This is a genomic window from Paenibacillus sp. GCM10028914 (assembly GCF_042666275.1).
Taxonomy (GTDB): Bacteria; Bacillota; Bacilli; order Paenibacillales; family Paenibacillaceae; genus Paenibacillus_AQ.
The window spans coordinates 146,730-167,993 of record NZ_JBHTFO010000009.1 but is presented as its reverse complement, the minus strand read 5'-3'; the positions used below and the strand labels follow the sequence as shown (position 1 = coordinate 167,993).

Genomic DNA, 21,264 nt, shown 5'->3' with positions numbered 1-21,264 from the left:
TGAAGGAAGCTTTACAGCATTCCGCAGGAAAGGGATGGTTTTGTATGAATGCAAAGCCTTGGCTGCCGTTTTACCCGGCTGAAGTAGCTCCCACTTTTGATTATCCGAAACATAATTTGGCGTTATTCCTCGTAACTTCCGCGCAGAAATATCCTGATCGGCCGGCCCTGTATTTCATGGGTAAGAGTATCAGTTACAAAAAACTACTCGAATTGTCGTACCGTATGGCCCATGCACTTCGAGGTAAAGGCATAGCAAAAGGGGACCGAGTGGCGATTATGCTGCCCAATTGTCCCCAAGTGGTCATCTCCTATTATGGAACACTGCTCGCTGGTGCGGTTGCCGTCATGACGAATCCGCTCTATATGGAGCGGGAGATTGAGCATCAAATGAAGGATTCAGGCGCTAAAGTGATGATCACCATGGATATGTTTGCACATCGCGTGGAGAAGGTGATTGCGGAGACAAAGCTGCAGCATATGATTGTGACATCCATTGCGGATTATCTCCCTTTTCCTAAAAACCTGCTGTATCCGATCAAGGCTAAAAAAGATGGTCCGCTTCCCGTTGTCACCTATAGTGAAAGTGTGCATTCTTTCAAAGAGCTGATCGCCGCCTCCGCGGACATACCCGTGTGCGAGAAGATTAACGCAGATAAGGATTTGGCACTGCTTCAATACACGGGAGGGACGACGGGTGTTCCCAAGGGAGTTATGCTCACACACACGAACCTTATTGCCAACACACTTCAGAGTGCTAACTGGTGTTACAAGGTGGAAGAGGGCAAGGAACGCTATTTGGCAGCACTGCCTTGCTTCCATGTGTTTGGGCTAACTGTACTGATGAATCAGGCGATTTACCGGGCAGGTGAGCTGCTGCTCGTACCGAAGTTCGAGGTCACCATGATTCTGGAATTGATTCGAAAAAGAAAGCCGACACTCTTTCCTGGCGCTCCTACGATGTATATCGCCCTCATTAATCATCCACGTATTCTGGAGTATGACTTGTCTTCATTGAATGCGTGCATTAGTGGCTCGGCAGGCTTACCGGCAGAGGTACAAGATAAATTTGAGGAACTGACGAAGGGGCGCTTAATCGAAGGTTATGGTCTTACCGAGGCCTCACCTGTCACCCATGTGAATCCGATCTGGGAAAGGCGCAAGCTTGGCACGATCGGATTGCCGATGCCGGATACAGAGGCGATGGTCGTGAATCCGGATACTGGGGAGGAAGTGCCCCTTGGTGAGCCCGGTGAGCTGGTGGTGAAGGGCCCGCAGGTCATGAAGGGATACTGGAACCGGCCAGATGATACGTTTGATACGATCCGAAACGGCTGGTTGTTTACAGGGGACATGGCGACGATGGATGAAGAGGGGTATTTTAAAATCATCGACCGGAAGAAGGATATGATCATCGCGAGCGGATACAATATATATCCGCGTGAAATTGAAGAAGTCTTGTACGAACATCCATCGGTCAAAGAAGCGGTTGTGATCGGAACAAGGGATGAGTACCGGGGAGAGACCGTCAAAGCATTCATCGTGTTGAAGGACGGGGCGAAGGCCGACCCTGCAGATTTGGAGAATTACTGCCGCAGCCAGCTTGCTGCTTATAAGGTTCCAAGGCAATACGTGTTCCGGGAATCGTTGCCTAAGACAATGATTGGTAAGGTGCTGCGCCGCAAATTAATAGAAGAGGAAGAGGGAGAAGGCGGCAAACCAACGACTTGAGTCGTTCATTCAGATGAGTCATGTCCCAAGGCAAGCATGCCGACTGGTCCGTACCGCACTGCTTATCGCTTGAGCAGGACTCACTTCGGTTAAGATATCATGAATAAGGGAACGGATGACAAAGAAGGAGGTGCCGAGCCTATGAACAATGCCGATACCGGACCGGGCATGAATCCGAAACAGAAACCAACTGCTGAAGAACGAGAGGCATATATGCAGGCCATGAGTAAGGCTGCTGAACCGACATTTTGGGGGTACCTGGGGTGTGAAATGGAGTCGGCTAGCGAGGAGGCGGTGATCATCACGCTGGATACGCAGCCGCATCATATGAATATGATGGGGATTGTACACGGTGGTGTCCTCTCATCACTAATGGATAACGCGATGGGGATTGCGGTAATGATGGAGCGACCCGGCGAATCAACCGTTACGAGCAATTTGAATGTGCATTTTCTGACCCCGGCAAAAGAAGGGCGGCTGACGGTGAAGGCGAATATCATGCACCGTACGCGGCGTTCTATGACGACTGAGTCTCGGATTACGCACGAAAATGGTGAGTTGGTAGCGATAAGCACAGGGTCTTTTCGGGTGAAATAGTACATTTAGATATTCAGGACAGTAGGGGTGGTTTCGTCTCTCTATAGAAGGGAATTTAAGTGGTCTGTCATTCTTCATAATGATGAAGAGGGGGAGGCCACTTCCTGCGTTGTTGGGGAAAGGTGAAATTAATGCGAATAACTTCCTGAAATCACCATGTCTGTCTTGTCAATCCTTTGCAGCTATGCTACAATAAGAATGCTGTTTTTATATGTGAATCTGTAAGTATACTTATTGCAATACATTTGGATGTCTACTCGTTTAGGAGGTGGAAGTATTGGTAATGTTTTTTGAGGTGCTGCTTGTTATTTTCTCCGTCGCGTTGATTGCAATTGTTCTTCTGCAGAAAGGGAAAAGTGCAGGTCTTTCCGGTGCCATCTCCGGCGGTGCGGAACATCTTTTCGGTAAGACGAAAGCCCGCGGCATGGAGCTCGTATTGCAGCGTGTAACTGTTGGTGTTGCAGCGGCATTTTTCATTCTAGCAGTTGTCGTAGCGGTTTTGAAATAGCATACAAACATAACCTTCGCTTTTTCGACTATGGAAGAGCGGGGGTTTTTTTATATTTTTTAAGTGTGAAATCATGTACATAAGGTATGTTATATACGATTTGGTGATAAGGATACCCGAGATTAAATTCGTGTATACTAGGGTATGAGTATTAAGAAGGTAAACAATGGACGGCATTTGTATTTAGTTTGTATTTAGAACGAACAGGTTTGCACGTTCCCTCGAGGTGATAAGGATGATAACAGAAGAAATTATATTAGATTTGATGCGGCAAAACGATTATAAACCGATGACGTATCAGGAGTTAGAGAAGCATTTTGGCATTAGTGACGCGCACGAATTCCGCGATTTTTTGAAGCTATTAAATGAACTGGAGCAGTCCGGAAAGATTCTACTTACTAACAACCAGCGCTATGGGGTACCGGAGCGTCTTGATTTTCTGCGTGGACGACTTCAGGTTCACTCCAAGGGGTTCGCTTTCCTCATTCCGGATGACCGCGAGCATCCAGATGTATACATTCACGCGAACGATTTGAAAAGCGCGATGAACGGAGATATTGTGCTTGCGCGTGTTCATTCCAAGAGTGCTGCTGGCGGTAAGCTCGAAGGCGAAGTCGTTCGCATCGTGACGCGCGCGGTTACTCAAGTGGTCGGCGTATTCCAGAATCATGAGGCGTACGGTTTTGTGCTGCCTGATGATAAGCGAATTAATCGGGATATTTTTGTGCCGAAGCATGCTATTAATGGAGCTGTAGATGGCATGAAGGTCGTTGTGAAGCTGGTTAGCTATCCAGAAGGACGTGCGGCTGCCGAGGGTGAGATTGTGGAGATCCTTGGTCATAAAGATGATCCAGGCATCGATATCTTGTCGATTATCCGTAAACATCAGCTGCCGGAAGGATTTCCGGAGGAAGTGCTGGCTGCTGCGGAGAATGCACCGGACTCTATTACAGAGGAAGAGATTGCACAGCAGGGGCGCCGAGATCTTCGTGGTCTGAACATCGTAACGATAGACGGCGAAGACGCTAAGGACCTGGATGACGCAGTTAATGTAGAGCGTCTGCCAAACGGCAACTATAAATTAGGTGTACATATTGCGGATGTAGGATACTACGTACGGGAAGGTTCACCTTTGGATATTGAAGCATATAATCGCGGCTGTAGTGTGTATCTTGTGGATCGGGTAATTCCGATGCTGCCACACCGGCTGTCTAACGGCATCTGCAGTTTGAACCCTCAGGTGGATCGGCTTACGCTGTCTTGTGAGATGGAGTTCGACGAGCAGATGAAGGTTGTGAAGCATGATGTGTTTACGAGTGTAATTCGCACAAAAGAGCGGATGACCTACAACAATGTCCGTAAAATTCTGATCGACGAAGATCCTGAGCTGATTGAACGTTACAGCGATTTGGTTGATGATTTCCGATTGATGCGTGAGCTGGCACTCAAGCTGCGGAAGCGCCGGATGCAGCGTGGTGCAGTGGATTTTGACTTTGTAGAATCCAAGGTCATTGTGGATGAGAACGGGAAAGCGGTGGACATTGTCAAAAGAGAGCGCTCCATCGCCGAGCAAATTATCGAAGAATTCATGCTTGCGGCGAATGAGACAGTAGCAGAACACTTCCACTGGCTCAAGGTACCGTTCATTTACCGGATCCATGAGGACCCGGATCAGGAGAAGTTGCAGAACTTCATGGCGTTTGCTGCGAATTTCGGGCATCACGTGAAAGGCCGTGGTAACTCGATTCATCCGCGTGCGCTTCAAAGTTTGCTTGAAGATATTCAAGGGACGAAAGAGCAGACGGTGCTTAGTACGATGATGCTTCGGTCGATGAAGCAGGCGAAGTACGATGCCGAGAGTACCGGACACTTCGGGCTTGCTGCGGAGTATTACTCCCACTTTACGTCGCCGATTCGTCGTTATCCGGATCTTGTCATTCACCGGGTTATTCGGGAAGTGCTTGAGAACGGGAATATGCTGTCTGAGAAGCGGCAGGAGTATTTGGCGGAAAAGATGCCGGATGTTGCACAGCAATCGTCCGAGCGTGAGCGCGTAGCAGTTGACGCAGAGCGGGATACGGAAGCGCTCAAGAAAGCAGAGTATATGCTGGATAAGGTCGGCGAGGAATTCGAAGGTATTATCAGCAGCGTAACGAGCTTTGGTATGTTTATCGAGCTGGAGAACACCGTTGAAGGATTGATCCGTCTTGGTGGACTCACAGATGACTATTACCACTTTGATGAGCAGCATATGGCATTGATTGGCGAACGGACATCTAAAGTGTTCCGAATCGGCGATGAGGTGAAAGTTCGCGTAGCGAACGTAAACATGGCCGAGCACACCATCGATTTCGAGATGGTGGACATGAAGCCGCGCGGTGGCCGTGGAGGCAACCGAGGTGGAGCTGGCGCTGGTGGCCGCGGTTTTGGCGGTGGTCGTGACGGCGGTAAAGGCGCCGGTCTTAAAGGCGGCGGCCGTGGTAAGCGTGGTGGCGATGCGGCAGCTGGGGCCGGTGAGAATGCCGGCTTCAGCGGCAGACGCGGTAAGCGCGGCGCAGGCGATGCGGCTGCCCGTGGCAACGAGAGCGGCGGTAACGCAAGCGGTGGCCGTGGTAAGCGTGGCGGCGAAGCTGGCCGATCTGGGCCAGCTGGCAAGGGCATCTCTATCAGCAAGGGTGAAGCGGCTGCTCCAGACTTTGCTGGCGGAGAAGAGAAGCGCAGCTTTGCTTTTGGTTCAGGCAAAGGCGGGTACAGCTCTCAGAGCGGTGGTACGCTTGGGTTTGATCGCAATGCCCGAAGCGGCGGGGCTGGCGGCAAAGGTCGCCGTAAGAAGACAAGCGGCAGCGGGGTCTTTATCGGTGATGGACCGACTCCTGGCCAAGGCACTGGCGGAGCGAACGGCGGCAATGGCGGTCGCAAGCGGAAGAAAAAAGGCGGAAACAGTACAGCTGCTTTTGTACGGAAGAAGAAAAAGTAAGAGGTATTAAGAAGCGCGGAAGGGACAGCGTGCTGAATAGATTCTATGGCTTGCCGTGGATGCTCAAAGGGTGCTTTCAACCGTAAGATTTCCCCCTTTCGAAAACGGCGGAATCGCTTGTCCTTTCTTGCTTTTGACGGTTTCTGTTGATACAATAGACTTCTGGTACGATTGCTTTTTAGGTGATCTACCGGAAGTTCTTTTTGACTAATAATGAAGGCATATGATGCTGACTAAGGAGTGAGACCATGGGTAAGAAAAGTGACGGGAAGGTTCTGGCCCAGAACAAAAAAGCTTCCCATGATTACTTCATCGAGGATACGTATGAAGCCGGCATGGTGCTGACAGGTACGGAGATTAAATCCATACGTAATGGCCGTGCGAATATCGGGGATGCGTTTGCTACGATTCGAAATGGCGAGATCCACATCCATAACATGCACATTAGCCCTTTTGAACAAGGGAACCGGAACAATCCGACAGATCCGACTCGGACCCGGAAGCTTTTGATGCATAAGGAACAGATCCGCAAGCTGCTAGGTCAATCCAAGCAGGATGGTTACTCAATCGTACCGCTTAAAGTGTATGTCCGGAATGGTTATGCGAAGCTCTTACTCGGATTGGGTAAAGGTAAGAAGCAGTACGACAAGCGGGATACAGCTGCGAAGCGGGATGCTCAGCGTGATATTCAGCGTGCTTTGCGTGAGAAGCAGAAGATCGCGAGATAAGCTCTGCATAATGTTTGAATGATAAGCATATCGTGTAATGATATAGACAGGGGATGGCAGCTTTTAGCTGCTTTCCCTGCTAAATATATATGACAATGCAGCAAAATGTGATATACTAAGTGATATAAGAGATCAACAAGATCATTGAAAACAAGCTTTAAGCTTCGTCATTCTTTCTTGGAGGGAAAGAATGCGGAATAGATCGATCTGCCATGGCTGATCGTCTTTGATCTAATCCGGAAGCCCTTTTGAGCGGACAGTTCATCTTCATTAAGATGATTGCTGTTTCTCATATTAAGGGGGCGTTTTTGGATTCGACGGGGATAGTTCGGGCATGAGTAGCGGGTAGTGGGGACGCGTCCACTTCATCAACGCTAAAGCCAATTAAACGGCAAACAACAAAACAACTACGCTTTCGCAGCTTAATAACCTGTGAGCGTGCTCTCGCTCTGTATCGCCCATGTACCGGGATGAGGGCTCAACTTTAGTGGGATACGCTGTCACATCTCCGCCTGGGGTGTGCTGAAGAAGACAATCAGGCTGACCCAACGTAGAGCCGGTTACAGGGCGCTACTCGGGCGACATCAAACCTGTAACTACACCCGTAGAAGCTTGTGTTGTCGTTATCTTCGGACAGGGGTTCGACTCCCCTCGCCTCCATACATAGTATTAATGAGACCACCTGAGAAGGTGGTCTTCTTGCGTTTCAATACATAGTGGCTCTAAAAACGTGTTGCATAGAAGACATTAGAGACTATTTTTTACAGGAAACTGTTCGAATTGATTCAGTGAGGCGGTATTTGATTATTTAAGTATAAACTGCTTGAAGGATGGTAATAGTTTACTTCCAGACGGCGTGTATGATTGTACTTTAGATGAGCTAAGAGACATATTTACATCGATTCCGAATAAAGAAAAAAGGAAGCAATTATTTGAACAGCTATTATTGTACGTTGAACAGATAAAAAGGGCTGGCATACCCTGCTGTCATTTGTTGATAGATGGAAGTTATGTCACTAACAAAGAGGAACCCTCAGATATAGATCTAGCAATCGTGACACCATGGGATTATTCCCCTGATTTCAGGATGTCGTCCATGAACGACTTAACAGCACCCCATGATGTTACAATAATTGAAAGTGTATTGTTTCAAGACGCAATAAACTGTGCGCACCATCCGTTATGAAACTTGCTTAAGCATTTGTGTTGTTATTTAAGTGGGGGCACATCTACCTGTCTCATTAGAAATTCTCTACATCATATTCCGGAGAATTGAGGACTTATCGCGTCACGGTTCGCCGCCATACAAAAATTTTAAAATCCACAACCTCATTCGGTTGTGGATTTTTACTTTCTATTGCACTACAGCTCATTCAACTTAACTCCGAAACCCATTCAACATATTGGAGATGATGATTTTGGTTTCCGCCAATGCTTGCTCATAATCGGGCATTTGTGCAATCCAGAGCGCTGATTCATTCAAGGCTCCAGATAGACAATGAGTCATTGCTTCAATCGACCCCGGTTTGAGGCATCCTTGCTCATTCATAATTTGTAGTTGCCCACGTAGTAGTCGCATGGAGTTATGTTCGTCCATATTCCGCCATGTCTCCCATCCCAATATAGCCGGTCCGTCCACGAGCATAATGCGCTTGTTCTGAGGTTCAACTGCGGCAGCTACAAATGATATGCACCCAAGGAGCAACTGTTCCCATACATCCTCACTTTTCGCTGCTTCCGTCTCAATTCGTTCTGCAACGTCTTTCTGAACCGATTCCAGTACAACATGAAAGAGACCTTTTTTATTCTTAAAATGATGATAGAGTGCCCCCCGCGTTAGCTCGGATTCCTTGGCGATATCCTCCAAAGCAGAGTTTGCATACCCATGTTCGGTAAAATAAACTCTGGCAACTTCTATCAATCTCTTGATGGTTTCATTCGTATCTTCTTTGTTTCTTCTCATAAACGGTTTGTCTCCTGTCTCGATCTCTTACTTATCCATTAATCAGGTCATTCGACTATACCATCGTTATTACTCAACCATATCTGATCTGCATATTTAGCACTCTCTGTTTCGGATGGAGGGATGATTTGTATGACATCAATTAATACTCCACTCGGGTCGCTAGTTATGAAATGTCGCTGTCCAAATTCTTCATTACGAATATCGAGATGTAAGGGGAGCTTTTCATCTATAATAAGTCTCTTATACTCTGAATCCACATCATCTACTTCAAAATTCAGAATCAAACCTTGGACGCTCTTTTGGTAAACAGGGGGGATGGTAGGGTGTGATGCGTCCAAGAGAGCTAATTCATAAGGGATTTTACCAGTAGTTATTCTAAGGCTTACGTACCAGTCGGCTTCATATACCTTTTCAAATTGAAAATAGGTTGTGTAAAATGTTGAACTCAAGGCAACTTTGTCTGTCAATATAACAGGGTAGAAACTTGTAGTGATCATTGGAAAATTCCCCCTTACCATAATATGGTCTAATCATAACATACATACAGTTTGTATGTAAATATATAACGTTAAATTAACGTTTTACGTACTGTACTAAGGAATGAATCCAAGGATCGAGACCTCTCAAACAATCTCAGCATCACACGCCGGGGAATTGTGGTTTTGCACAGCCATGGTTCGCCTCCATACATACAATTAAAATCCACAACCGAATGAGGTTGTGGATTTTTTGCTTTAGGATAATCAAACAAATGGAAAGTAGGTTTCTTAAACCAGAAATGGTATATCGTAATCTTCAAAGCATATAAAGATGCAATATCTGCGTTATTTCAATAAGATAATCAGGAAAGTGCTTAAAGAAATTTCTATAAATATTTATTGTAAAGTTTTATCTTCTAGTGTAAGATAAATTCATTCTAATAGTAGGTGATGCAGATGGACTATCAAAAGCTAGCTGAAGAATTTATTGATGCAATGACTGCTTCACATCCAAATCACGTTCCTCCTCCCAATATCAATGAGTTGTCACAGGGAGAGGTAGGAATATTAGTTTATTTAGTAGAAGGGAATAAAAACAATGTCAGTGCTGGTGAGTTAAGTGATGCATTGAAATTAACGACAGGTCGAATTGCAACAGCATTAAAGACACTGGAAAAGAAGAAATTAGTAAGGAGGAAATCTGATCCGAACGATGGACGAAAAGTAATAGTAAACATTACAGATGATGGAAAAACTTTTATTCTGAACAAAAGGGCAGAAGTAATAGCTCATTTCACAGAAAATCTAAAAAAATTAACTTTGGAAGAAGCGGAGCAGTTTGTTACGCTTGCCAAAAAGTTTCTCCTACCGAGTAGCTAGGGTAAAGCTACTTTTTTACAACGGGATATCTTACACTAGAAGGTAAAGGTGAGTACATGTTAAAGATTTTAGGCTACTTAACAAAAAAGGAATGGTTTCTTGTAAGTATTAGTTTAGTCTTTATAGTCTTGCAAGTATGGCTTGATTTGAAGTTGCCAGACTATATGGCTGAAATTACAATGCTAATTCAAACCGAAGGCACGAGTGTATCTGATTTGTGGCAACCAGGAATATATATGGTACTCTGTGCAATTGGTAGTATGGTTACAGCGATTATTGTAGGTTATTTTGCAGCACAAATTGCAGCGGGATTAGCAATGCGTATTAGAGGAATGGTATTTGACCAGACCTTATCCTTCTCCATGGCAGAGATGAACCGTTTTTCTTTACCAAGTTTAATTACTCGTTCTACAAATGATATCACTCAAATCCAAATGATTGTTGCAATGGGGCTGCAAGTTATTATTAAGGCTCCGATCCTTGCAGTTTGGGCAATTATTAAAATTTATAATAAAAATTTAGAGTGGACAGCCGCTACAGGTGTTGCATTAGTCTTTCTAGTTTTATTGATCTTAACGATTGTAACGGTCGCTATTCCGAAGTTTAAAGTTATTCAAACGCTGACCGACAATCTAAATCGTATTACGCGTGAAAATCTAACAGGTCTTCGTGTTATTCGCGCCTACAATGCAGACAATTTTCAATTGAACAAGTTTGAAAATGCTAATGAAGATGTGACAAAGACGAACTTATTTGTTAACCGTGTGATGGCACTCATTTCACCGACTATGATGTTTTTAATGTCGGGACTTAGTGTAGCGATTTATTGGATTGGTGCTTATTTAATTGATAGTGCAAATCAGCTAGATAAATTAACGCTTTTCTCTAATATGGTCGTCTTCTCCTCATATGCAATGCAAGTCATTATGGCATTTATGATGGTTAGTATGATTTTTATTATGCTGCCGCGTGCACAAGTATCAGCCAAACGTATAGTAGAAGTACTATCCACTGAAAACAGCGTTCACGATGGCACTCTTTCACTTGATGATCAAGGAATCGAAGAAATTGAATTTAAGCATGTTTCTTTCCATTATCCAAATGGTGAAGGAAATGTATTGAAGGATATAGATTTTACGGCGAGAAAAGGGGAAACAGTGGCGTTAATTGGTTCAACGGGTAGTGGTAAAACAACAGCTATTCAATTAATTCCAAGATTTTTTGATACTACTGAAGGCGAAGTGACCATTAACGGGAAAAACATTAAAGATTATAATCTGCATACCTTACGCGATGAAATTAGTTATGTGTCACAAACAGCATTCCTATTTAGAGGGTCAGTAAAATCAAATGTGCAATATGGTTCAAGTGAAGATGATCAAGCTTGGCTGCAAGAAGCCATTGCGATTGCACAGGGTACAGAGTTTGTTGAGAACATGGAAAACACTTACGAGTCATCCATTTCACAAGGTGGTAAAAATGTTTCGGGTGGACAGAAGCAACGACTATCTATTGCTCGAGCGATATATAAAAAACCATCTGTTTATTTGTTCGACGATTCTTTCTCTGCACTGGACTACACTACCGATCGAAAACTAAGAACTGCGTTAAAGCAATCAACAAAGGATGCCATTACATTCATCGTTGCACAGCGTATTGGTACGATTAAAGATGCTGACCGTATTTTAGTATTTGATGAAGGACAGATTGTAGGTAATGGTACACATGAAGAGTTGTTAGCAAATTGCGAAACTTATCAAGAAATCGCGTATTCACAGCTTTCAAAGGAGGAATTAGAACATGAGTAAGCATCAGCATACAGATATCGAAGAGCAAAAAAACAGCTCTGAGCCTGCGTTTGGTCCTCCTTCGATGGTTTCAACTGAAAAAGCTAAGGACTTAAAACAAACATTAAAAAACCTTGTAAAGTATTGTAGAGGATTTCTACCTTATGTTGTAGTTGCATTAGTGTTAGCGATTATTGGCACAGTTTTTACAGTTTACGGCCCTAGTCTTTTAAGCGATATGACTGACGAGATCCAGAAGGGTTTATTTGCTGGCATTGATTTAGATGCGATCAAGAAAATCGGTATATTATTATGTGTATTGTATGGGCTTAGCTTCGTTTTTAGTTATTTACAGGGCTTTATCATGGCAACTGTTACGCAGCGGATTACCAAAAAAATGCGTACAGATTTAGCGAATAAAATGAACCGTCTGCCTTTAAAATATTATGATCAAACAAGTGTAGGTAATGTATTAAGTCGTGTAACCAATGATGTAGATACAATCGGGCAAACACTTAACAACAGCCTTGGACAACTAGTAACATCTGTAGTTACCTTTATCGGTGTGTTTTTCATGATGTTATATACGAATTGGATTATGGCCATTACAGGGATCGTTGCTACTTTAATCGGTTTTGGACTAATGGGTGTCATTATTGGTTCTTCTCAAAAGTACTTTGTTGCACAACAACAACAACTTGGAGAGTTAAATGGGCATATTGAAGAAATGTATACAGGACATCATATCGTAACTGCCTATAATGGTGAAAAGCAAGCGAAAGAAAAGTTTCATAATGTGAATAGCGCGCTTTATCGCAATGCATGGATGTCACAGTTTCTATCAGGCTTGATGATGCCAATTATGCAATTTATCGGGAACTTTGGCTATGTAGCGATTTGTGTGGTTGGCGCGATTTTAGTAACAAAAGGAACGATTTCAATTGGTGTTATCGTGGCTTTTATGGTTTATGTGAGATTATTTACTCAGCCTTTAGCGCAAATGGCTCAAGCAGCAACAAGTCTTCAGTCAACGGCTGCGGCAGGTGAACGCGTATTAGAGTTTCTTGAAGAAGAGGAATTGGCTGATGAAAAAGAAAAATCTATCGCATTACCATCGATAAAAGGGAATGTTACATTTAAAGACGTGAACTTTGGCTATGATGAAAAACCGATTATTAAAAACTTCAACTTAAATGTAAAGGCTGGTCAAAAGATTGCGATTGTTGGACCAACTGGAGCGGGAAAAACAACATTAGTCAATCTTCTAATGCGGTTTTACGAAGTAAATAAAGGGACAATTGAAATTGATGGCATTTCCATTCAAGATATGACGCGTGAGCAAGTACATGATCAGTTTTGTATGGTTTTGCAAGATACATGGTTGTTTGAAGGATCAGTGAAAGAAAATATTGCTTATGTTGCCAAGCATGCCTCACAAAAAGAAATTGAAGCAGCTGCCAAGGCAGTCGGCATCCATCATATGATTCAAGCAATGCCACAGCAATATGATACGATATTAGATGAAAATATTACGTTGTCCGTTGGTCAAAAGCAGCTTATTACAATCGCTAGAGCAATAGTTGCGAATGCGCCGCTATTAATATTAGATGAGGCAACGAGTTCAGTCGATACGAGAACAGAGATGCTGATTCAACAAGCCATGGATACGTTGATGAGCGGGAAAACATCTTTCGTGATTGCACACCGATTATCTACAATTAAAAATGCAGATGTAATTTTGGTGATGAAAGATGGTAATGTGATAGAAACGGGTTCACATGATGAATTGTTGAAACAGCAAGGATTCTATGCAAATCTATATAACAGCCAATTTGAAGCAGCATAGTAATGATATAAAAGTAAATGTTATAAAAAAAATCTATAAAATGCCCCTTTAGATTTGTTTCTAGAGGGGCATTTTTATCTCTCTTTATTTTATTTACGCTTTTTAAAAATAGGTGTTCATCTTGACTGAATAATGTTCAGTCAATTATGATTGAACATGATTCAGTCACAATAAATAATACATTAAGGAGATAGATTATGAAGAGAATATCAAAAGAACCTGATATAAGGCGCCAAGAGTTAATTGATATTGGCTTTGATCTTTATATGAAAAATGGTATGGGGAGATTTAGCATAAAGGATGTCGTTAATCAGGCGAACGTAGCGACAGGATTATTTTATTATTACTTTAAATCTAAAGAAGAGTTTGTAGATGAGACTTTGAATAATTTCATTTTGAAAAATGTGGAGGAAATCCAACAAATACTTACTTCAAATGAAATGCCAGTTATGCAAAAGATGACAAATTCTCTAGAGATATTTTGGACATTTGCTGAAAAGCTAGCACCATATAAAAATGTGAGCTCATTTCATACAAAACAGCATTTTCAGCTCGAGCAGAAATTACTCGTACAATTACAACCACTATTACAACAAGTAATTGAAGAAGGGGTAAGTACAGGGATTTTCCAAACCGACAACTCAATTTTAGCCTCCGGATTTATTTTATACGGTATTAGCAGCATAGCCCATTCGGAGAAGTTAGAGATGAATCATGATACTAAGCAAGAGGTGAGTAATTTGGTTTTAACCACACTGAAATACGATCCAAAAAGAAAACCTCTAAGCTGATTAAGAATCAAGGAGAATTCATATGAAGATTTATATTAACGGAAACGATATTTCAAAGGAACACCTTACAAAATGGAAAAGAAAACGAATTACAAAGACATTTCGTATACTCGGACATAAAGAGCCAAAAGTAAAAGATACGGACGTATTGGTAAAAAAATTAACTGAACTAAAGATGCGTTATTCCTACAACGAAATGTACGATAAGTTAGAATCTAAACTTAGATTAGGCGGAAAAGTCATGCGTGCCTTCGTTACTTTTTCGGGAGATAGACGAAAAATTTGTAAAACAGATTTTCATGTAGATGGTATTACGGCAGAGGAATTTTTAAGTGGATTTGATAATCTTATGCTAAAGCAATTATTAGAAAACGATTTAGTGAATTTATCTGCTTGTCCTGATCATTATGTATTAAAACCTTACGGAAAAAATGGACAAGAGGTCATTGAATTTACTGGTAATTCCCCCTTCCCTGTTCAATTTTTTATTGTTTATGGTGACGAAACAGGATTAAAAACACCTAGAGATAGCTCTTATCATTACCAATCAGCAGGTGTTGCACGTATGAAAGACGGTACTGTTATCGGTGGAGTTCGACACCAATTCAAAAATACTGACAAAGGCGTTGAAGTAAGAGCTAGCGTTGAATTTCCAGCACTTTGTCCTACTAGACTTATTAAAGCGCATCAAATGCATTTAGCGTGTGAGTTTTCTTATTGGCTACAATGGATAAAGGATCAAAAAAATAATAACGGCAGAACTTCCTTAAAGTAGAGAAAGCATTCAGTTTTTAAAAATGATCAAATACGAACTTTTTTTGCTGTGGCTATACCGAGTATGAAAACGAATCAATATCCTTCCGAAGCAGTGTTTTGTGATAATCACAGTAACATGAATTGCTAGGAGGTTTTCTGATGTCACCAGATGATCGAATAAATGGTTGTTTTATCTTTTTTAGTAGAATTATAGATATATTCTGAGAAACATGGTATAAATAGGATTTATGAATCACTTTATTGGTTCTTCTGAACTAATACTGGGTCAGCAGGCTGTTAGAGATCGTAAAATATTATTATTTTCAGCAAGAGAAGGTTATTTCATTTATACATAATTATTGAGACTGCTGGCTTACATAGAATAGAGAGAGTAGATGAGTTATTTGGCGGTTTAGGAAGTGTGTTTGTGTAAGAACTGCTTATTTAGTAACTCCCGATAAAGCTTATGGTGCTTTTATATACTCCCTGGAATCTGATGTGCTGGACGCAAAATAAGATGATGGATGGGATTATTGGATGCCTTCTCGGCATCTTTTTTATTTTATTAAAGTGACAAGCTTGGAGGTAATCGCTCAGTATGAATTGTAAGCAATGTGGTACAGACGTAAAGGGGAAATTCTGTGGTAAATGTGGAACTGAAGTCGAAGCGATAAGCAGCGATGGTCAGTCTGCGGAACAGGAAACTGAGCGGGCGTTCGAGCAAGAGCCAGTTCTTCAAACAGAAGAGGAAATTGTAAACACTGAAGTGGTGGTAGCTTCGGAAAATGCTTTAAACAACGATTCGGACTCTGCGGAAGAGAGCCATGCAGCAGACTTAGTCAGTACAAGCAAAGGTTCACATTTATTCATAGGCTTTAGCGTAGCGGCGGTTTTATCGACAGTCATGATGCTGGGCCTTGCCTTCGTGCTGAATTGGCTGGTGGGCCGGGGACAATTTGCAGAGGAACTAATCTATCACATGATGAAAAGTTTTGTGCATATACCCGTAGAGCAAGCAGCCTATTTCTCAGGTCGCTTAAGCCAGAGCCTCTGGGTTCAATTACAGCTTTTACAGGGCGGAGCTTTTCACGGGGATTATACAGCATATAATGGTCTGGAAATAACGGAAGTTCTAGCTTTTCAGCTGCATGTGCCATTGGTTTTCAATACGATAGCCGGGCTTCTAATCATTTATATCGTAGTAAGAGTACTTCGAGCTCCAATGAATCGCTTGATTAAATCCAGACTGCAGCGCTTGTTATGGCTAATGGGTTTCAGCAGTGTATATGCCTTGATTATGACAGCGGTAACGATGTTCTTGAACCCAGATCTTCGATTTGTTTTTGGAGCTCAGCATTATACTTTGGAGATGGGAATTGTGGTTTGGAAGCATGCATTAACCGTATTTACAGGCGGCTTACTTGCATCAGCAGTGGGACTCGGGGGCTGGAAGCTCTTCACAAATGACATCTGGCTTCGCTGGATCAAAAGTATACGCACTTTTATGCTACTTCTTGTAATGTTTACGATATTAATTAGCAGCCTTATGGTGGTCAACTGGTCCGTAGCAGGCAAGAATAAATTACATAGTACTGAGATTGTTACGTTAGGCGCTGCTTGGGGTTCCTATAAAAAGGAGCCTGCTTTATATGCAATTATCCCCAATGTGCTTTTACAGGAGTTTGCATACTCTGTTGGTGGGACATGGAATGTTTCTGGACAAGCGTCTGCTGAGATCCTAGGAATGAAGGGGCCCATCAGGTTAAATATGTGGTCAGGTATTGAAGGGGAGCTACAGTATGGAGAGCAAGCGGGCATAGAACAAAGAGATAACTCCAGCATACTAAATGAAGAGCATCTTGCACAGCTAGAGCAGGATCTGCGCTTTAACTGGTATCACTTTGCTTTTATTCTTATATTTTTGTATGCCTTAACTCGTATCCGTTTTACTAGCTTGATTAACTATATAGCAACTATTATTGGTATTATTTTGGCTTCTACACTTATCGCTGTGCACTTTAATGTAAAGGTCATATATGGCGAAGAAACAGCTACCTTTATTGGATTTGAGCCCCTGCAGGTTTTGCTATCTGTAAGCATTCTTGTTGCGGTTAGTTTAACAGCCTCGTATGTGATTCAAAAATTATGGGCAGCAAGGAGGGGAAAACATGCTCAATCTTAGTTGGCTGACGGTCACCTTGTTGATTTATTTGATTGCGGTTGTCTGTGCCTTAGCGCTCATTATTAGTGTAAAGTGGTATCGCCCAGCAACAAAACTTGGAGGACCGATTACAGCCTTAATTATTGTCAGTCTTGTGATTGGGCTTGCCTCCATTGAAATGTTGAATAATAGTCGCTCTGATGAGCTACCTACTTTAACTAAACATGAACAGCTATATAAGCAGGTATATTGGCTGAAGCATGAAAATGCTGAATTTGCTTTATCCCAAGCTTTAAAGCTCTGGGAACAACAGACGGATGCTTCTAGTAAGCTTGCATTGGGTCTTGCTTATATTCAAGCTGATCAATGGAATAAAGGAATTAGAGTGCTGCAAGAATTATCTGAGGTGAAGGGCTCAGAAATCTATCTCGAAAAAAATCAGCTTGCATCCTATATTAAACAATTAGAGGAGCTGACTGTGGGTACAGCTGCTGATTCAGATAATGCGGATAGTACACGTTCAGCTATTCAAAATTTAACAGGGCAATTGCTTACACAGCTTAGTGATGGGCTATCTGGTCGAATGAATGATCAGCAGGAGCTAACCATGGAGTTGTTAGCGAAATTAGATCCGGATCGTCTTCAATATATGTATCATTCCTCTTCCTCCGCATCGTTAGAAACTGTAGAGGAACAGAAAGATGAAGTGCAAAAGCTCTATAAACAGGCCGTAGAGCAGCTTCAAGCGGTGAGAGAGCAAAGGTCTGAACGAGTAGTAGACTCTCTATCTATGGAATTGGATGACTCTGCTCAAACAGCAGAACTAAACCTAGGAATCTCAAAGGCTCAAATGAACGATGATCAATATTATTTATTAGCTTCTGAGCTGGCAAAAACGGCAGTTTATATGAATGATGATCAAGTGGCACAATCTTTACTAGTAGATGTAATAGAGAAATATGCCACTGCAGCTGAGCCTTCGATTATGCTTGGCGAAATGCTTCTCAATGGACGTACATCGTTAACAGAGCAGCAGCTTCAGGCATTACCTTCCTATACGGAGGCGAAGCTGGATTTGCAGAAACAGGAAAGCAAGCTGTTAAGTGAATGGTCTGCTCAAGTTAGCCCTGGTGATGCCGAAGCAGCTCAAGTTGTTGAGAAACGCTTGGAGGAAATTAAAGCGCAAACACAAATTGAGCCTCATTTAGCATATGCACTATTGAGTGCCCAAAACATTCAGGAGGAGCCACAAGTAGCCTTCCTGCTATCCAACTACTATTTTCAAACACAGGAATTGGATCAATCTTCATCATATATTCAGCAGCTAGCAGAAGATCCTTCTAGCCTGACAGTTGCGCAGCAGTATTATTTTCAACAGCTGCAGACACTGCCAGAAGGAAATGCGATGAGTATGGATGATTTACAGGCTAGGAACGAGATGACAACGCAGCTTTATTCTAGCTTTAAAGTGTTGAATGGCCAGCGGATACAAACCGCAGAGCTTACTGAGGTAGAAAAAGGATTCGCTGTGTACCTAAGCAATGAGCTCATTTCCTTGAATCGTTCATCTTTACAAATTTCCACTATACAAGCAAAGGACAGCGGTGAAGTTGATCTATATGTTTCAGCTCGAAATTTTAAAAATTTGACGACTAAAAATGTATTTATTCGAGATAATGAACAGAATGTATCACCTTTCACCATTGAGAAGATGAGTGAATCCACGACCTATGAGCGTAATATTGTACTGTTAGTGGATCGCAGCGGTTCCATGGCTGGTGAAAGAATTGAAGGGGCAAAGCTTGCTTTACAAAACTTTGTAGGTTCAATGAATCGCAATGAACAGATAGGGCTTGTTGCCTTTGATGATGCCGCAGAAATCGTGCAAAATTTGTCTAGTGATCGCGCTGCTAGCAATCAGGCCATTGCTCAGCTTGAGGCGGATGGAGGCACCAATATATCTGAATCGTTCGATGCGGGACTATCTATGCTTGAAAACCAGGCGGGCGAGCGTATTCTATTTATTCTATCAGATGGCGAGGACCCGACTTTTTCTGAGGCTAGTGTCAGGATGGATATTATTGAACGTGCTAATGCGGCAGGTGTGACGATCTTTGCGATTGGCTTTGCATCAGGTTATGAGACGCTGCGGGATGTGGCGGATGCTACTGGAGGTCAATATATTGCGGCATCTGGCATGGATGCGCTATTAACTAGTTTTGAAGATATTAAAGCAACGATAGAGAGCTCTTATAAAATCTCATATAAGTTGGATCCGATGGACAAGGGGCTGCATCGTGTGCGAATTACTGACGATAGCAACAAGTCTACGACGAAAAGTTATGTGATCTCTGGTGAAGCGGGCGAAAGTGATCAAAGCAAGGATAAAGAGCAAGCGGATAAAGATGAGAACAACGAATTTGGAATAACAGGTACGGTTCCGAATCGCATTACGGCCTCTTCAACGGGTACAACAACCTTGAAGATTACAGGAATAGGTCTAGAACAAACAGACCAATTGTTATTGGATCGAAAATCGATGAAGTTTACCAAGCTCAGTGATACAGAAATAGAGATGAAGCTATCAAACAATCAAACCATAGGTATTCATGAGCTAAAGGTTATCGCAGCGGATCAGCGTGAGGATGTGTATCAACTATCGGTGACCAAGACAGGGGATCAGGAGTTCCGTTGGTTTGGTGATGCTAAAGTGTACGGAGACTTTATAGAGGATCAAAGTGGAGACTCTACTTTAAAAGGTAATACTTCCGTGGATCATTTTATTTATGATTCCAAAGGAAGCATGACACTTACAGGTGGCAAAGAGCTAGCGTTTAGAGGTATGCAACTAGAAGTAGATCGGACGAAGCTTGGCATCATAGCTTCCTTGGGTGTCTCTATTCAAAATGTGGAGGAGAGATACTTACCCGATAAGGTCATGATGACCGTCAATGATGACCAGAAAACATTTGTACTGAAGCGAACGAATGCTGTAACGGCTATACCGGATAAATTTACGCTAGGTAAATTCGGTTTAGAGGTCAATTTAGTGCCGCAGTTCACGTATGAGGCTAAATATAATAATGATGACGGTACATTGACGGCTAATGCAGGTATTAAAGGCTTCTCGGCGCTTACAGCCTTAAATGATCGACTTGCAGAAAAATGGACCCAATCACTAAAGTTTATGCCAACGGATGCGGTTTTGAGTGTGGCGTATGAGAAGGACAAAATTGCAGTTAATGGTGAAGTTGGCGCGTCTTTAAATTTAGGAACTCTGTTAGAAACGGGTACTGTGAATCTGAAGGCAGGATATGAGCATGGAACCGCTAAACTGGATTTAGGACTTGAGATTGAGGATTTCAGTGGTCAATTCCGTGCATTTTCTTTTGATCTTAGCAGACTTCCGGTAAATCGCTTTGGTCTTCAGGTTGGTTGGCAGGGCAGTCTAATGCCGAAGGCTGGTGAAGTATTAATTGGCAGTCCTAAGGGTGTCCCGCTAGGGACGACGGGGATGACGGTCCGAATGGTGAAGGTAGGAATAGATACAAGGGATGGCTTTGGAGGCTTAGTAGGTCTTGATATAGGTTCAGCTGTTGATGGCCCCGCACAGGAAGTCATTAAACTCATCAATAAAGTGCCTTTCTTTGATATGAACGAGAATGTCTGTGTATTGTGTGTTGAAGGAGAGGCAGCTGCCAAAAGTCTAGGCACGAGCGACTGGTCGCTTAACGGTGCCCTAGCTTTAAAAGTTATCGGATTTGAAGCTGCTAATGGAAATACGTACATTGATGTCAACGAGATCGCAACTAAAATAAGTATTAACTACTTAAGCCTAGAAGGTAATAATCGATTGCTATGGAGAGATAAAAAATATAATAAAGATCTTACGATGACCACAAAGGGCACGCTGGATTGGAAGGGACTGGATGCGGAGCTAGTTCTATTCGTCAATGCGATTCGGTTTAAAAAATCGTATGTTGATATTAAAGCCGAAAGCTGGCTGTACAGCCCGCATATCCATATTGGAGCAGATGCAGAGGTATATCGTTAGAAGGG

The 21,264-nt window shown here is 42.7% G+C and carries 15 protein-coding genes and 1 other RNA gene; 14 read left to right on the top strand and 2 right to left on the bottom strand.

Annotation, left to right across the window (positions count from 1 at the left end; translation table 11 throughout):
* Positions 1 to 44: 44 nt before the first annotated feature.
* The 7 genes from ACFQV5_RS09410 to ACFQV5_RS09380 all read left to right on the top strand — a co-directional run bounded on the left by ACFQV5_RS09410 (position 45) and on the right by ACFQV5_RS09380 (position 7,726).
* Entirely contained in the window at positions 45 to 1,730 is a 1,686-nt protein-coding gene (locus ACFQV5_RS09410) for a long-chain-fatty-acid--CoA ligase (RefSeq protein ID WP_379246199.1), read from the top strand.
* 141 nt (positions 1,731 to 1,871) lie between these two features.
* A complete protein-coding gene (locus ACFQV5_RS09405; RefSeq protein WP_379245985.1) occupies positions 1,872 to 2,327 on the top strand; it encodes a PaaI family thioesterase in 456 nt (151 codons plus the stop codon).
* A gap of 277 nt (positions 2,328 to 2,604) precedes the next feature.
* A complete protein-coding gene (gene secG / locus ACFQV5_RS09400) occupies positions 2,605 to 2,835 on the top strand; it encodes a preprotein translocase subunit SecG (protein ID WP_379245983.1) in 231 nt (76 codons plus the stop codon).
* 235 nt (positions 2,836 to 3,070) lie between these two features.
* Positions 3,071 to 5,812 carry a ribonuclease R gene (gene rnr / locus ACFQV5_RS09395; RefSeq protein ID WP_379245981.1) on the top strand — a complete coding sequence of 914 codons (2,742 nt, stop codon included), beginning with the start codon at positions 3,071 to 3,073 and terminating at the stop codon, positions 5,810 to 5,812.
* 248 nt (positions 5,813 to 6,060) lie between these two features.
* Positions 6,061 to 6,540, top strand: a complete 480-nt coding sequence (gene smpB, locus ACFQV5_RS09390) for an SsrA-binding protein SmpB (RefSeq protein ID WP_379245978.1) — start codon at positions 6,061 to 6,063, stop codon at positions 6,538 to 6,540.
* Between the two features lie 298 nt (positions 6,541 to 6,838).
* Positions 6,839 to 7,203, top strand: a transfer-messenger RNA (tmRNA) gene (gene ssrA / locus ACFQV5_RS09385).
* A 160-nt stretch (positions 7,204 to 7,363) separates the two neighbouring features.
* Positions 7,364 to 7,726 (top strand): DUF6932 family protein, encoded by a 363-nt coding sequence (locus ACFQV5_RS09380; RefSeq protein WP_379245975.1) that lies wholly within the window; start codon positions 7,364 to 7,366, stop codon positions 7,724 to 7,726.
* A 192-nt stretch (positions 7,727 to 7,918) separates the two neighbouring features.
* Here the strand turns inward: ACFQV5_RS09380 and ACFQV5_RS09375 are convergent, their stop codons facing one another.
* Together ACFQV5_RS09375 and ACFQV5_RS09370 are read right to left on the bottom strand one after the other, a co-directional pair.
* Positions 7,919 to 8,503, bottom strand: coding sequence for a TetR/AcrR family transcriptional regulator (locus tag ACFQV5_RS09375; RefSeq protein ID WP_379245973.1), 585 nt, complete (start codon positions 8,501 to 8,503; stop codon positions 7,919 to 7,921).
* A 47-nt stretch (positions 8,504 to 8,550) separates the two neighbouring features.
* Complete coding sequence (locus ACFQV5_RS09370) at positions 8,551 to 9,003, bottom strand: VOC family protein (RefSeq protein WP_379245971.1); 453 nt, start codon at positions 9,001 to 9,003, stop codon at positions 8,551 to 8,553.
* A 438-nt stretch (positions 9,004 to 9,441) separates the two neighbouring features.
* Here ACFQV5_RS09370 and ACFQV5_RS09365 point away from each other — a divergent pair, with 438 nt between their 5' ends.
* The 7 genes from ACFQV5_RS09365 (at position 9,442) to ACFQV5_RS09335 (ending at position 21,259) form a co-directional block, all read left to right on the top strand.
* A complete protein-coding gene (locus ACFQV5_RS09365; protein ID WP_379245969.1) occupies positions 9,442 to 9,864 on the top strand; it encodes a MarR family winged helix-turn-helix transcriptional regulator in 423 nt (140 codons plus the stop codon).
* Between the two features lie 56 nt (positions 9,865 to 9,920).
* Positions 9,921 to 11,672 carry an ABC transporter ATP-binding protein gene (locus tag ACFQV5_RS09360; RefSeq protein WP_379245967.1) on the top strand — a complete coding sequence of 584 codons (1,752 nt, stop codon included), beginning with the start codon at positions 9,921 to 9,923 and terminating at the stop codon, positions 11,670 to 11,672.
* On the top strand, positions 11,665 to 13,497 hold the full coding sequence (locus tag ACFQV5_RS09355) for an ABC transporter ATP-binding protein (protein WP_379245965.1): 1,833 nt from the start codon (positions 11,665 to 11,667) through the stop codon (positions 13,495 to 13,497). The genes ACFQV5_RS09360 and ACFQV5_RS09355 overlap by 8 nt, the downstream gene beginning before the upstream one ends.
* Positions 13,498 to 13,694: 197 nt before the next feature.
* The gene (locus tag ACFQV5_RS09350) at positions 13,695 to 14,288 is read left to right on the top strand and encodes a TetR/AcrR family transcriptional regulator (protein ID WP_379245963.1); all 594 of its coding nucleotides are present in this window, start codon (positions 13,695 to 13,697) and stop codon (positions 14,286 to 14,288) included.
* A 22-nt stretch (positions 14,289 to 14,310) separates the two neighbouring features.
* A complete protein-coding gene (locus tag ACFQV5_RS09345; protein ID WP_379245961.1) occupies positions 14,311 to 15,063 on the top strand; it encodes a hypothetical protein in 753 nt (250 codons plus the stop codon).
* A gap of 579 nt (positions 15,064 to 15,642) precedes the next feature.
* Entirely contained in the window at positions 15,643 to 17,226 is a 1,584-nt protein-coding gene (locus tag ACFQV5_RS09340) for a hypothetical protein (protein ID WP_379245959.1), read from the top strand.
* Positions 17,213 to 21,259: a VWA domain-containing protein gene (locus tag ACFQV5_RS09335; RefSeq protein WP_379245957.1), complete on the top strand. Its 4,047-nt coding sequence runs from the start codon at positions 17,213 to 17,215 to the stop codon at positions 21,257 to 21,259. Before ACFQV5_RS09340 ends, ACFQV5_RS09335 begins: the two co-directional genes overlap by 14 nt.
* Positions 21,260 to 21,264: the final 5 nt, after the last annotated feature.

What these genes read in the sequence shown, in the direction of transcription:
- ACFQV5_RS09410 (WP_379246199.1), top strand. Translation starts at nt 45, where the DNA reads ATGAATGCAAAGCCTTGGCTGCCGTTTTACCCGGCTGAAGTAGCTCCC.
- ACFQV5_RS09405 (WP_379245985.1), top strand. Translation starts at nt 1,872, where the DNA reads ATGAACAATGCCGATACCGGACCGGGCATGAATCCGAAACAGAAACCA.
- rnr (WP_379245981.1), top strand. Translation starts at nt 3,071, where the DNA reads ATGATAACAGAAGAAATTATATTAGATTTGATGCGGCAAAACGATTAT.
- smpB (WP_379245978.1), top strand. Translation starts at nt 6,061, where the DNA reads ATGGGTAAGAAAAGTGACGGGAAGGTTCTGGCCCAGAACAAAAAAGCT.
- ACFQV5_RS09375 (WP_379245973.1), bottom strand. Translation starts at nt 8,503, where the DNA reads ATGAGAAGAAACAAAGAAGATACGAATGAAACCATCAAGAGATTGATA.
- ACFQV5_RS09370 (WP_379245971.1), bottom strand. Translation starts at nt 9,003, where the DNA reads ATGATCACTACAAGTTTCTACCCTGTTATATTGACAGACAAAGTTGCC.
- ACFQV5_RS09365 (WP_379245969.1), top strand. Translation starts at nt 9,442, where the DNA reads ATGGACTATCAAAAGCTAGCTGAAGAATTTATTGATGCAATGACTGCT.
- ACFQV5_RS09360 (WP_379245967.1), top strand. Translation starts at nt 9,921, where the DNA reads ATGTTAAAGATTTTAGGCTACTTAACAAAAAAGGAATGGTTTCTTGTA.
- ACFQV5_RS09355 (WP_379245965.1), top strand. Translation starts at nt 11,665, where the DNA reads ATGAGTAAGCATCAGCATACAGATATCGAAGAGCAAAAAAACAGCTCT.
- ACFQV5_RS09350 (WP_379245963.1), top strand. Translation starts at nt 13,695, where the DNA reads ATGAAGAGAATATCAAAAGAACCTGATATAAGGCGCCAAGAGTTAATT.
- ACFQV5_RS09345 (WP_379245961.1), top strand. Translation starts at nt 14,311, where the DNA reads ATGAAGATTTATATTAACGGAAACGATATTTCAAAGGAACACCTTACA.
- ACFQV5_RS09340 (WP_379245959.1), top strand. Translation starts at nt 15,643, where the DNA reads ATGAATTGTAAGCAATGTGGTACAGACGTAAAGGGGAAATTCTGTGGT.
- ACFQV5_RS09335 (WP_379245957.1), top strand. Translation starts at nt 17,213, where the DNA reads ATGCTCAATCTTAGTTGGCTGACGGTCACCTTGTTGATTTATTTGATT.